The organism is Enterococcus sp. DIV2371, from assembly GCF_050498525.1.
Taxonomy (GTDB): Bacteria; Bacillota; Bacilli; order Lactobacillales; family Enterococcaceae; genus Enterococcus_B; species Enterococcus_B mangumiae.
On sequence record NZ_JBIPAJ010000001.1, the window covers coordinates 2,644,299 to 2,656,708 of the forward strand.

Sequence of the window (12,410 nt, forward strand, 5' to 3'; positions counted from 1 at the left end):
CGTTACATCTCCTTTTTTAGAATACGACGCCACTTTCTAATAAAATATTCGCATACGGCGTCATTTCACCTGTGCGAATAAACGCGTGACAATTGTTTAACTCTGCTTTCATTTCACTATGTGGGATAAAAGTAATCGGTGTATCCGGCATTTCTTTTTGGATTTCTGAAAGAATAGCAGGATTCTCTTTTTTGATTTCTTCTGCTAAATAAATGCGCTGTACAGCTAATTCTGATAATACATTGCGTAAAACTTCCATAAAGCTAGGAACACCTTGTGTGACTGCCAGATCGATTTTTTCAGTCGTCATCGGTACAGGCATCCCTGCATCCCCAATGCTTAATTTATCAAAATGTCCCATTTGAGCAATCACTCGTGAGATATCTGAATTGATTACTTTTGTTTTCTTCATTGTTGTTTCATCCTTTCGTCAATCAAATTAATTCATGTTTATACGGAATCGAAGGTTGTGCGCCAAAACGTTGAACCGTTAAAGAAGAGGCTTGATTTCCATAGCGGATAGCTTCTTCTAAGTTACTGAAATCTTTCGTTAATACACTACTCATCGCTCCGATAAATGTATCACCGGCAGCCGTTGTATCCACCGCATGGACTTTAAAAGCTGGCACGATCCCACTTGCACCATCAGCAATATCGTAGTAGGCGCCTTTGCTGCCGATCGTAATGATCACGGCTTCAATTCCTAATCCATGAAAGACTTGTGCCGCCTCTTTCAAACTCTTTTCATCGGTAATGGTAATACCTGTTAAGATTTCCGTTTCTGTTTCATTTGGAATGATCATGTCTGTCACTGCTAATAACTCGTCAGGAACGTTTTCTAGAGCAGGTGCGGGATTCAAAATCGTTTTCACTCCATTAGCCCGGGCAATCCGAAATGCTTCGACCGTTGGTTCTATAGCGCTTTCAAACTGTGCAATAATAAAATCGCTTTTTTGGATGATTTCTTTATTTTCTTGAACTTGTGCTACGGTAAACGCGTTGTTTGCACCAGCATGGATCATGATGCTATTTTCGCCTTGATCATCAACAATGATATAGGCTTGACCAGTCGCTTGATTGTCTAATGTCGCTACACCACTTATATCGATTTCTTCTTGTTCAAGCAATTCTGTCATCGTTTTTCCTGCTTCGTCTCTTCCAACGCCACCAATAAAGTAAGTTTTTGCATCAGAACGTCTGGCAGCAACAGCCTGATTCGCTCCTTTACCTCCGCCAGCTGAAAAAGTTTCTTTCGTGTGGATCGTTTCACCCGGTTTTGGCATGTAGGTCACACGAATCGTCCGATCTAAATTGATACTTCCGATAACTGTAACAGTATTCATCGTTTCCCTCTCCTTTTGGAAAAATCTTTAAAACGTTTTATTAAAACGTTTTAACTCTACGACAAGAATATAACATACTTTGTAAGTGATTTCAAGAAGTGATATTTTTCCAATGAAATTTCATTCACTGTCTTTGGTTTATTGATAAAAAAAACGAGGACCCCGAAAATTTGAAAATCGATTTTCGGGGTTCTCGGAGCTGAACACTTCTGTCACAACTTTTTTCCTATTCTTTTTCTCCTGGTTCAGAAGCGATGATCGACAATTCGCCTTGAACTTTCCACTCTGTGATATCGCTTGGTAAAATCGCACTTGTTCCTTTTTCTAACGGATATGTTTGATTGTCTACGACCAATTCGCCTGCCCCATCGATCACTGTCATCAATGTATAAGGCGCTTGTTTTTTGAAGGATGTGATTCCTTTGATGTCCCATTCGTAAACATTGAAAAATTCTGTTTCCAAATAAGTCACGATCGAAGAGTTTCCTTGACGGATCTCTTTGATCTGCAATTCAGGGGCTTGTGCTGGCACGGTTGTCACATCGATTGATTGTTGGATGTGTAATTCTCGTGTGTTCCCTTGGTCATCTTTACGATCATAATCGTATACACGATAAGTCGTATCTGAGCTTTGTTGTGTTTCTAAGATCATGATCCCTTTACCGATGGCATGGATCGTTCCACTTGGAACATAGAAAAAATCACCTTTTTTGACAGGAACTTTTTTCAACAGATCATCCCAGCGACCGTCTTTGATCATTTCAGCTAGCTCTTCTCGAGTTTTTGCATGGTGACCATAAATGATTTCTGCTCCTGGTTCCGCATCAATGATGTACCAGCATTCTGTTTTTCCTAACTCGCCTTCATGCTTCATACCATAAGCGTCATCAGGATGTACTTGGACAGATAGATCATCTTCTGCATCTAGGATCTTGATCAATAAAGGAAAAACAGGTTCCGTTGGTTGACCGAACAATTCTTTATGTTCTTTCCATAGATCATCTAATTTCCAACCTTTGAATGGGCCATTTTCAACGACACTGACGCCATGAGGATGTGCGCTGATCGCCCAATCCTCTCCAATTTTATCGTTTGGGATATCAAAGCCAAAAACACTACGTAATCGACTGCCTCCCCAGATTTTTTCTTGAAAAACAGGTTTTAAAAATAATGGTTCTTGCATACGTCAAACTCCTCTCGATTTTCAATGCTATTATAGCATTATTTTCAGTGTAACGCTTTCTCTTCTAAATAAATTTCAATGATTTCATCGCGACATTGAAGATATGCTTCACGATGATCGTTTGGATGCAAGCGATTCGATAAAAAGATGAACGCTTCTTGGTCGATCGGATCGATCAGGAAAAAGGTTCCTGTATACCCTGTATGGAACAATAGTGGATGTCCATCTTTTTTATCTTGTTTTAGATCCCATCCTAGTGAACGACCACCTTTTCCAGTCGGGGTATGATCCGCTAATAACGAACGGATCGTTGTTTCCTCTAAAAAATGGCCTGCATCAAGTTTGCCATAACGGAGATACATTTGGACGAATTTCTGACAATCCGCCAGATCAATAAATAGACCTGCATTTCCCGCATGTTCTGCCAATACTCGCGCTTTTGGATCATGTGTCAAGCCATGGATCACCTCACCAGAAGGGAGTTGTTCAGTCGGAACGATCTTTTCTGAAGGACGGGGTAAGAACAAGCTGTTCATCATGCCTAATGGTGCCAATACTTGTTCTTCAAAAAGCACGACTGCATCTTCTTGAAAAATCTCCTCTAACATCAAGCCTAATAAAATCGTGCCTGCATCCGTATAACGGACGTCTATCCCTAATTGATCGCCAGGTTGAAGTTTTAAGTAAGCTGCAATCAACTCGGATTGTGAAAGACGATCTCGATCCGGAATAAATGTTTGGATGTCTGAGGTATGCGTCAACAAATGACGAATCGTGATCGTTTGATTCTCAAAAGTTGGCAAATACGTATGCAACGGTTCATCTAATTCGATTTTTCCATCTTCGAGCAATCGCAAGACAAGACTTGTCGTTGCTATCACTTTTGTCAGTGAAGCCGCATCAAAGAGTAAGTCTTCTGTCATCGGTTTAGTTGTCGGAATGATTCGTGCATCACCTGCGATCACCTTTTCAACCTCTTCTCCTTTGATAAAAGCGGCAACGATTCCTGGGTAATATCCCTCATTCATTTTTTTTAGTATCGCTTCTTTTGTTTTAGGGTACATAGTTTCTCCTTGTTTGTCTCTGGATGTACTTATTTTTCTATCCAAGCATAATTCTTTCTTCGATCAGAATCAATTGTTTTTCATGTTTGATCCGCTATTTAACTTCTGGAATAAAAAAAGCAGGAAATCCTCAGCCTCAGCTGAACTTTTCCTGCTTTTTCCAACGGTCGAGCAATCGACAAAGCCTAGCAACTGTTCATTGGATGATATTGGTTGCTTTTGTTTCGTCTACGAACCACCATTCGATGCCGACAGCATCATACAAAGTCAAAACTTTTTGTTTTTTGTCGATGTAAAAATCAATCGTTTCTTTGTTCAAATGTTCAATCAAACGTTGCATACTTTCTGGATCAATGACAAATTTCAAAAAGTCTAATCCTAGGACCTCATCCGTCGGTAAGGCGATCACTGGGCTGTCAGATTGAGTCAGTCCTACATGAAAATCACCTTTATTCAAGATAAATTCTTTTTCTTCCTCTTTATGGACGGTCAAACCTAAAAGTTCTGATAGAAACTCTTGTTCCTTTTCCATATCTAAGACGTTTAGGTGGACTTTTTGGAAATAAGTACCAGCGGATAATTTCGTGAAGCGCTCATTTGATTGTCGCAATAGTGCTTCTTGATCTAATTGTTCCACCACTTGTTGCTGTAAAGCTTCTGGTGCCTCATGATAGATCTCTAAAAAGTTACCTTCAGGATCCTTTAATAAGATACCGATGCGTCCGTCACTTTCCAATGCTTCTTCGATCGTTTGATTCGTTTGACGAATGCGGTAAAGCACATCTGCCATCTCCTCTAACGTTGGAATGATCAAAGAAAAACGATTGAGCTTTTTGACTTCCCCAAAGTGATCATTTGCTCGTGGACTTTCCTCTAATAATAACAGCTCGCTGTCATTTTCTACCGTACCGAAAATCGCTAATTCATTTTCTTCCCTCTTTAAATCAAAACCGATCGTGTCTTTATAAAATTCGATCATTTTATCACGGTCTTTTACACGTATTGCAATACTTTTCAAATAAGTAGTAGACCCCAAATCAAAAACTTTCATAATTTCTTGCTCCCCTCTACGTTAAGCTTTATTTTAACGATGCTTCTCTTTTCTTTCAAGCAATATCTTAGTTTTTGTTGAATTAATTCTCAGATTGTCTTATTTTTCATCTAATTATCCGATTCGGCAGACAAAAAATCTTCTTTATGTAAAAAAAGCGGCGTCTTTTCGATAAAACTTTTTATCTTTCAAACGCCGCTTTGATAACCCTATAAGGATTATTATAACCTATTATATCTTATTATGAAGCTTCTTCTGTAAACTGACTGTTGTATAGATCTGCATAAAACCCATCTTTTTCCATGAGCGTATCATGATTGCCTGTTTCAACGATCGAGCCTTGATTCATCACGATGATATTATCCGCATCACGAATCGTTGATAGGCGATGAGCTACTACAAAGCTGGTACGGTTTTTCAATAAGCGGTTCATCGCTTTTTGGATCAAGATCTCCGTACGTGTATCAACACTTGATGTTGCTTCATCTAGGATCAAGACATCTGGATTTGCTAAGAAAGCTCGAGCAATCGTGATCAATTGACGTTGCCCTTGTGAGATATTACTTGCATCTTCGTTTAATATCGTATCATAACCATCAGGCAATTTACGAACAAATTCATCAACATGGGCAGCTTTAGCGGCTTCGATCACTTGTTCATCTGTCGCATCATCGTTCCCATACTTGATATTATCATAAATCGTTCCAGTAAACAGCCATGTGTCTTGAAGGACCATTGAAAATTGGGCACGTAAAACATCACGAGAAACGTCTCTCGTATCGACACCGTCATAACGGATACTTCCGCCTGAAACATCATAAAAACGTTCCAATAAATTGATCAAGGTCGTTTTACCAGCACCAGTCGGACCAACGATTGCAACCATTTCTCCCGGCTTCACATCCAGATTGAAATCCTTCATCAATAAATGGTCTGGTGTATAACCAAACTGTACATTTTCAAAACGAACTTTGTACGGTGTGTTTTCTTCGACTGGAAGACCAGATTTTTCATTCGTCATTTCTTCTTCGTCTAAGACTTCAAAGACACGTTCGGCAGAAGCGACTGTTGATTGGATCGTATTCATCAAGCTTGCCAATTGTGTGATTGGTTGAGAAAATTGTGTCGTATATTGTAGGAATGCTTGTACATCCCCTAATGCCATATTCCCATTTGCTACTTTGATCCCACCAAGAACAGCCACAAAGACGTAACCTAGATTTTTAACGAAGTTCATCAGTGGCATGATGATCGCTGAGATAAATTGCGCTTTCCAACCAGCTGCATATAAGTTTTGATTTTCAATTTCAAAGACTGCTTGGTCTTTTGCTGTATGGTTAAACGTTTGGACGATCGTATGTCCTGCATAAGTTTCCTCTACTTGGTTGTTTAGCAACCCTAAACTCTTTTGTTGATCTGCGAAGAAAACTTGTGACTTCGGTGCAATGACCATGACAATGATCAAACTTAATGGAATCATCAACAATGCCACTAATGTCAATTGCCAGCTGATGGATAGCATCATGACGATGACCCCGATCAGTGTGACTGCACTTGTAACAAATTGAGTCAAGTTTTGTTGTAAAGTGCTGGCAATGTTGTCCATGTCATTGATTGCTCGAGACATGATATCACCATTCGTATGTGTATCATAGTAAGAGATCGGTACACGGTTCATTTTTGTCTCTAAATCATGGCGTAACTCATAGACTGTACGTTGAGACACGCGCGTCATGATGAACTGTTGTAAGAAGTTGAACACTGCCGAAATCAAATACATCACAATAACTGTCGCAATGATTTGAGCAATCTTGTCAAAATCGATCGGGAATTTCGTGACTTGTTGCCCTTCTTGCATTTGTCTTGCACCAAGCATGACGCCGTTGAAGATTTCTGTTGTTGCTTTCCCTAAGACTTTTGGTGTTTGGATCTGGAAGACGACAGCTGCAATCGCTAAGACAAATACAGCGATGATCGCTACTGAACGCTTAGACATATAGCCAAATAACCGTCGAACAGTCCCCCAAAAGTTTTTTGCTTTTTCTCCTTTAGCACCAATGTTTCGTCCTGGTCCACCACCCATTGGGCCTTGAGGAGGTCGGTTGTTTGTTTTACTCATGCTAAATCCTCCTCTCTCAATTGTGAGTTGACGATTTCTTTGTAGGTTTCATTTGTCGCTAATAACTCTTTGTGCGTGCCTTTTCCGACAAGTTTTCCTTCATCTAGTACTAAGATCGTATCTGCATCCATGACTGTACTTACTCGTTGAGCCACTAAGACAGTGATACTTTCTTTCATATTTTCTTTTAGTGCTTGACGAAGTTTCGCATCTGTTTTGAAGTCTAATGCGGAGAATGAATCATCAAACACATAGATGTCTGCTTCTTTTACTAAGGCGCGAGCGATTGCTAAACGTTGTCTTTGACCACCAGAGAAATTCCCGCCACCTTGTTCTACGTGACTGTCTAATCCATCTTCAAGTTCAGAGACAAAGTCTTTTGCTTGAGCGATCTCTAAGGCTTTCCAGATCATCTCATCTGTTGCATCCTCTTTTCCGTATTGCATATTTTCACGGATCGTTCCGGAAAACAGAACAGCTTTTTGAGGGACAAAGCCCATCAATTCACGCAAGTTGTATTGCGTCATGTCAGAAATACTCGTTCCATTGATGGCGATCTCACCAGATTCGATATCATATAAACGTGGGATCAAGTTCACTAATGTCGTTTTTCCTGAACCTGTTCCGCCAATGATAGCGACGATATCTCCGGATGATGCGTCAAAGTCAATATTTTCCAATGCTAGTTTTTCTGCACCGTGGTAACGGTAATCGACTTGCTTGAATGACAACGTTGCATCTTTGCCCGCTAAACCGACTGTTTTTGGTTGTTCTGGGTCAACGATACCAGCATCTTCTTCCAACACTTCATTGATCCGATCAGCCGATGCTTGGGCACGAGGAACCATGATAAAGATGGCGGACAGCATCATGAAACTAATCAAGATCTGCATCGCATAGGTCATGAAGGCAATCAGATTTCCGACCTCTAATGTCATATCTGCTATGTAGTGCCCACCAAACCAAGTGATTGCTACGTTCGTTCCACTCATGATCAATGTCATCAACGGCATCATCAATGCGACGATCGTGTTGACTTTGATTGCCGTATTTGTATAATCCTTATTCGCCATATCAAAACGATTTTCTTCAAAACGCGTTTTGTCGAAGGCTCGGATCACACGTACACCTGTTAATCCTTCACGAAAAACAAGGTTTAAACGGTCAGTTTTCTTTTGCATACTTTTGAATAGAGGAACTGCAAAATACATGATTCCGCCGATCAAAATAACCATCACAGGAATCACGACTAAGAATATTCTTGTTAATTCATGATCTTTTTGATAAGCAAGGATACTTGCTCCAACAAGAGTGATCGGTGCATTGATCATCATGCGTAAAAACATTTGCATCACAAGTTGGATCTGTGTCACGTCGTTGGTCGTACGAGTGATCAATGAAGCAGTGCCGTACTTGTCGAATTTGTCTTTCGTTAGATTTTCGGCTTTTTGATAGACTTCTGTTCGCAATTGTTTCCCTAATTTTTGTGATTCGCGTGTAGCAAAAAAGGTATTAGCAATAGCGGCAAAAATACTGATCAAAGAAAATCCGATCATGACAAATCCCGTCTGCCAAATGTAGTCTACGTCACCTTTTGCTACTCCTTTGTCAATGATGTTGGATGTTAATGTTGGCAAATAAAGATCTGCTAACACTTGAATAACCATGAAGACCGTGGCAGCGATCGCTGAGGTCAATGAAATTCGTTTGACAATTTTTAGCATTCGTTCCCCTTCTTTCTATTTATCAGCGCCATTTTTTATCCATGACAGTTTTAGATTGAATTCTGCAATGGCTTGTTCAACAGAATACTCCTCAGAAGTTGAAAGTGATTTATAGGCATGGGCAATCGTTGTAAATACTGTACTCATGACTAATTGAAACAATAATTCCATTTCGTGATCGTCTTTTACTCTAAGCTTGGAACGATCAATCAAACCAATCAACTCTTTAGACGTTTTTTGATGATTTTTATGCGGTGATGGCCGATGTCCTTGTGGATGCGGCACGACTTTTCGTGAAGCCCGATAATCCATATGCATAAACAGATGTTTATAGAACGCGGCATTTTCACCTTCTAGAATATCTCGGATCATTTTTCCAAAATACCGCTCAAAACCGATAAATAAATCTCCTTTTGACTCTTTGATCAATTGGATCATATTTTTTGTACTGTCACTACGTACAGTTTCAAAATAATAATAATAGAGATCTTCTTTATCCTCGAAATATTGATAAAAACTACCACGAGAGATCCCAGCAAGTTTCACGATCTGAGCAATCGAAGCTTCATTCAATGGTACTCTTGAAAATTCAACCCTGGCAGCTTCTAATAATCTTTGCTGTTTTTCTTCTGGTAGATGAAAAAAAGTCTGTGTCGGCATCGTTGATTCCTCCCCACATAAAAATGACACACTGTCATATGACACCTTGTCATTATAACACCATCCGATTGTTTTGCAAGTCATTTACAACTTTTTTTCATATTTATTAAAAAAAGAATAAGTTGAGTAAAAAGATTTGTTTCTCCTATTCTCTGCATCTAAAATAGGATCATTATAAAAAAAGGATGAACGCCATGATCAAATCAATAACCGTCCATGAACTCTATTTTGTCTATCAGAAAAAAGATGTCATGATTTTAGATATCCGCAAGACAAACGAGTATATAAAAAAACACTTAAGCCATTCCATATCCATTCCTGTTACCAGTTTATCCGCACAATTAAATAATCTGGATGTAAAAAAAAATTATTATATCGTTGGGGCATCGAATGATACGGCACAACAAATTGCTGCTTATCTATCAAAAAATGGGTTTCAAGCGACGTATGTTATCGACAACATGAAGTTGTTTGAAAACCGCGAACTAACTAGCTCCTTTTGATATTCAAAAAAATAACTTACTTTTTATCAGTAAAAATACTTGATAGCCTTTTCTGTTTAAAGTAAACTGGTATTGTTAGCGGTAAAGTTAACAATTACGACTAAAGGAGAGAGATTATGGCATCAGTATTAGTAATCAAAGGACATCCATTAACTGCACAAGAATCACGTTCAGTTAACGCATTAACTAGTTTTTTAACTAGCTACAAAGAAAAACATCCAAGCGACGAGGTAACTGTTTTAGACCTTTATCGTGATGATATCCCAGAAATTGATGAAGAATTGCTTTCTGGATGGGAAGCGCTTCGTGCAGGTGCAGATTTCTCTAGTCTATCTGAAAACCAACAACAAAAAATTGCTCGTTTCAACGAATTGACAGAGCAATTCCTAGCAGCAGATAAAATCGTTATTGCCAACGCTTTATGGAATTTGAATATTCCTACAAAATTAAAAGCTTGGTTTGATACGGTCAATGTTGCTGGTAAAACTTTCAAGTATACAGAAAACGGTCCTGTTGGCCTAGTTACTGGAAAGAAAGCATTACACATCCAATCAAATGGCGGCGTCTACAATGGACAAGACTTTGCTTCTCAATATGTTAAAGCAATCTTGAATTTTGTCGGCATCGAACAAGTCGACCAATTATTTATCGAAGGTATCGACTATACACCGGATCGTGCAGAAGAATTGATGCAAGCTGCATTAGATAAAGCAACCGCATTCGGTAAAGACTTCTAGTCACGATCGATTAACTGTTTCTCTTGAACTTGTGGAGAAAAAAAGACTTCATGAACATTCATTGCGAATGTTCATGAAGTCTTTTTTATTGGTTAGACAGAGTTGATTGATCTAAAAAACGATTAACCATATCTAATATTTGATAGAGATATCAGTTCCTGCAGTTTTTTGGAATAAGCTTCATCTAACGAGACGCCATCTTTTTTTATTGCATTCGCTATTTCTACATTCATACGGCTTAGTAGTAATGGCGCTGAAGCTCCTTCATTTTGTAGATTTCTTAGATTGGATTTTAGTACCACTCTAAGCGATTGGCTTTCCGAATTTACCTCTAAGTCATCGATTAATTCCGTTATTAACGCTTCTGCTTTTTTGCGTCGATCGTCTCCACCAGAAAACCAGCTTAGATTACTCATTTACTTATGCTCCTTATCTAGCTTTTCAAGGAAGAATATCGTGATTTTTGATACTTAAAATAAAGTGTTTCTAACAGAACTAATTCTTTTTGCTATTCCTTCTTGAACCAAGTAAATAGGCAATGGAGAAACCTATGAACATACCTAAAGTGAGCCACCATTTGAATGGTCTATCCAACAAATAAGCTAGCCCAAAGTTTAAGAGCAATGTTAAAAGAAAAGCGCAAAAAATCATTTTCCACTCTTTCATATGTCCTCCATTTTTATACTATAGGGTCAAGTTAGTTCAAGATAAGAAAAAATCACTTTCTTTTAAACGATATTTGTCGCTTTAATTCTCAACATTGCGAACATAGTCATCAAAATACTTGATCAAATCATTTTTGATTTTTTGATATTCTTCTTCGCTATACTCTTTGTCTTCTATTTTTCCTTGAAAAAATGGAATCTCTAATTCTTCACGTAATCGGTCTAATACTTCTTCTTTATTCATGTCAATACTCCTTAATCAAAATAAACGCAGACACACTCTGGTGCATAAATGTCTTTTTGGATCAATGTTAATTTTCCATTCTCAGCATCACGTTTGTACAAAGTAAGATTGTCTGTATTCTGATTCGCACATACCACGTAGTCATTCGCTGGATCTAATGCAAAATCTCTTGGGAAATCCCCTTCAGTTGAGATTGTTTGTACGTTTTCTAACTGTGAGCCATCTTCATTCACAGCGAATACGGCAATTGAATTATGTCCACGATTTGATGCGTAGACATAGCGTCCATCTTTGGAAATACGGATGGCAGCACCACCGTTTTCATCGGTGAATCCTTCAGGTAATGTACTGATTTTTTGTACCTCTTTGAATTCGCCAGTTTCTTCATCGTATGAAAGTACGCGGACTGTACTATCTAACTCACCAAATAAATAGGCGAATTGATTATTCGGATGGAAAACTAAATGACGTGGCCCTGTTCCCGGCTCTACTTCTAAAACTGCTTTCATAGTCAATTTGCCATGTTCATCTACATCATACGTGTATACGCGGTCCGTTCCTAGATCACACACTGCCAATCGTTGATCAGGTGTTAAATCTGTGTAATGGACATGTGCATGATCTTGGTTTTTGTGTGGGCCAGTTGGTTCTTGATGAAAGACTGCATCTGTCGCCTCTAAACTACCGTCTTCAGAGATACGATAAACATTGACTTCTCCTTTATGGTAATTTGCGCCATAAACAAGTTGACGTTTTTCATCAACTGTCACGTAACACAATGGGGCACCGGCTTCTGTTACCGCATTCAAAAAATTGTACGAATGATCATACGCACCTACGCCACCTAAGCCATCGACACTTGTTACCGTGTAAAGATTTCCTGCCTCGCTTTTTGCTACATAAGTGGGGCTATTTTCTTTTGTCACTAATGTTAGATTTTCTAAAGTTCCTTTATCTGTATCTAATTCGATTTGATAAATGCCTTCACTTTTTCGTCTTGTGTATGTTCCTAGAATGATTTTTTTTAACATTTTGATCCTCCTCAAAATAAGAATTCTAATTTATTCTATCATACATCCATTCATGACGGTAATCAAAGAGAATATGTTATACTGTT

The 12,410-nt window shown here is 38.7% G+C and carries 13 protein-coding genes; 2 read left to right on the forward strand and 11 right to left on the reverse strand.

Features of this window, described 5'->3' with window-relative positions:
• Positions 1–16: 16 nt before the first annotated feature.
• The 8 genes from rbsD to IGL24_RS12405 form a co-directional block, all read right to left on the reverse strand.
• Complete coding sequence (gene rbsD, locus IGL24_RS12370; protein WP_206855244.1) at positions 17–412, reverse strand: D-ribose pyranase; 396 nt, start codon at positions 410–412, stop codon at positions 17–19.
• A 22-nt stretch (positions 413–434) separates the two neighbouring features.
• Positions 435–1,343, reverse strand: coding sequence for a ribokinase (gene rbsK / locus IGL24_RS12375; protein WP_207115147.1), 909 nt, complete (start codon positions 1,341–1,343; stop codon positions 435–437).
• Positions 1,344–1,569: 226 nt separating this feature from the next.
• Positions 1,570–2,526 carry a mannose-6-phosphate isomerase, class I gene (gene manA, locus IGL24_RS12380; protein ID WP_207115148.1) on the reverse strand — a complete coding sequence of 319 codons (957 nt, stop codon included), beginning with the start codon at positions 2,524–2,526 and terminating at the stop codon, positions 1,570–1,572.
• Between the two features lie 44 nt (positions 2,527–2,570).
• Complete coding sequence (locus IGL24_RS12385; RefSeq protein WP_206855239.1) at positions 2,571–3,590, reverse strand: serine hydrolase domain-containing protein; 1,020 nt, start codon at positions 3,588–3,590, stop codon at positions 2,571–2,573.
• Positions 3,591–3,786: 196 nt separating this feature from the next.
• Positions 3,787–4,641: a VOC family protein gene (locus tag IGL24_RS12390; protein ID WP_207115149.1), complete on the reverse strand. Its 855-nt coding sequence runs from the start codon at positions 4,639–4,641 to the stop codon at positions 3,787–3,789.
• A gap of 241 nt (positions 4,642–4,882) precedes the next feature.
• Positions 4,883–6,760 (reverse strand): ABC transporter ATP-binding protein, encoded by a 1,878-nt coding sequence (locus IGL24_RS12395; protein WP_206855235.1) that lies wholly within the window; start codon positions 6,758–6,760, stop codon positions 4,883–4,885.
• Positions 6,757–8,484: an ABC transporter ATP-binding protein gene (locus IGL24_RS12400; protein ID WP_206855234.1), complete on the reverse strand. Its 1,728-nt coding sequence runs from the start codon at positions 8,482–8,484 to the stop codon at positions 6,757–6,759. Before IGL24_RS12400 ends, IGL24_RS12395 begins: the two co-directional genes overlap by 4 nt.
• Before the next feature lie 15 nt (positions 8,485–8,499).
• Positions 8,500–9,144 (reverse strand): TetR/AcrR family transcriptional regulator, encoded by a 645-nt coding sequence (locus IGL24_RS12405; RefSeq protein ID WP_206855232.1) that lies wholly within the window; start codon positions 9,142–9,144, stop codon positions 8,500–8,502.
• 194 nt (positions 9,145–9,338) lie between these two features.
• Between IGL24_RS12405 and IGL24_RS12410 the strand changes: the two genes are divergently transcribed.
• Positions 9,339–9,647, forward strand: coding sequence for a rhodanese-like domain-containing protein (locus tag IGL24_RS12410; RefSeq protein ID WP_207699999.1), 309 nt, complete (start codon positions 9,339–9,341; stop codon positions 9,645–9,647).
• 116 nt (positions 9,648–9,763) lie between these two features.
• A complete protein-coding gene (locus IGL24_RS12415; RefSeq protein WP_207115151.1) occupies positions 9,764–10,384 on the forward strand; it encodes an NAD(P)H-dependent oxidoreductase in 621 nt (206 codons plus the stop codon).
• Between the two features lie 122 nt (positions 10,385–10,506).
• Here IGL24_RS12415 and IGL24_RS12420 read toward each other — a convergent pair whose 3' ends face one another.
• From IGL24_RS12420 to IGL24_RS12430, 3 genes are all read right to left on the reverse strand, one after another.
• Positions 10,507–10,800 carry a bacteriocin immunity protein gene (locus tag IGL24_RS12420; protein WP_206856861.1) on the reverse strand — a complete coding sequence of 98 codons (294 nt, stop codon included), beginning with the start codon at positions 10,798–10,800 and terminating at the stop codon, positions 10,507–10,509.
• Positions 10,801–11,131: 331 nt separating this feature from the next.
• Complete coding sequence (locus tag IGL24_RS12425) at positions 11,132–11,293, reverse strand: hypothetical protein (RefSeq protein ID WP_206856863.1); 162 nt, start codon at positions 11,291–11,293, stop codon at positions 11,132–11,134.
• 11 nt (positions 11,294–11,304) lie between these two features.
• Positions 11,305–12,324: a lactonase family protein gene (locus IGL24_RS12430; protein ID WP_207700211.1), complete on the reverse strand. Its 1,020-nt coding sequence runs from the start codon at positions 12,322–12,324 to the stop codon at positions 11,305–11,307.
• Positions 12,325–12,410 lie beyond the last annotated feature (86 nt).

What these genes read in the sequence shown, in the direction of transcription:
- IGL24_RS12425 (WP_206856863.1), bottom strand. Translation starts at nt 11,293, where the DNA reads ATGAATAAAGAAGAAGTATTAGACCGATTACGTGAAGAATTAGAGATT.
- IGL24_RS12430 (WP_207700211.1), bottom strand. Translation starts at nt 12,324, where the DNA reads ATGTTAAAAAAAATCATTCTAGGAACATACACAAGACGAAAAAGTGAA.
- rbsD (WP_206855244.1), bottom strand. Translation starts at nt 412, where the DNA reads ATGAAGAAAACAAAAGTAATCAATTCAGATATCTCACGAGTGATTGCT.
- IGL24_RS12385 (WP_206855239.1), bottom strand. Translation starts at nt 3,590, where the DNA reads ATGTACCCTAAAACAAAAGAAGCGATACTAAAAAAAATGAATGAGGGA.
- manA (WP_207115148.1), bottom strand. Translation starts at nt 2,526, where the DNA reads ATGCAAGAACCATTATTTTTAAAACCTGTTTTTCAAGAAAAAATCTGG.
- IGL24_RS12405 (WP_206855232.1), bottom strand. Translation starts at nt 9,144, where the DNA reads ATGCCGACACAGACTTTTTTTCATCTACCAGAAGAAAAACAGCAAAGA.
- IGL24_RS12415 (WP_207115151.1), top strand. Translation starts at nt 9,764, where the DNA reads ATGGCATCAGTATTAGTAATCAAAGGACATCCATTAACTGCACAAGAA.
- IGL24_RS12390 (WP_207115149.1), bottom strand. Translation starts at nt 4,641, where the DNA reads ATGAAAGTTTTTGATTTGGGGTCTACTACTTATTTGAAAAGTATTGCA.
- IGL24_RS12400 (WP_206855234.1), bottom strand. Translation starts at nt 8,484, where the DNA reads ATGCTAAAAATTGTCAAACGAATTTCATTGACCTCAGCGATCGCTGCC.
- IGL24_RS12395 (WP_206855235.1), bottom strand. Translation starts at nt 6,760, where the DNA reads ATGAGTAAAACAAACAACCGACCTCCTCAAGGCCCAATGGGTGGTGGA.
- rbsK (WP_207115147.1), bottom strand. Translation starts at nt 1,343, where the DNA reads ATGAATACTGTTACAGTTATCGGAAGTATCAATTTAGATCGGACGATT.
- IGL24_RS12410 (WP_207699999.1), top strand. Translation starts at nt 9,339, where the DNA reads ATGATCAAATCAATAACCGTCCATGAACTCTATTTTGTCTATCAGAAA.
- IGL24_RS12420 (WP_206856861.1), bottom strand. Translation starts at nt 10,800, where the DNA reads ATGAGTAATCTAAGCTGGTTTTCTGGTGGAGACGATCGACGCAAAAAA.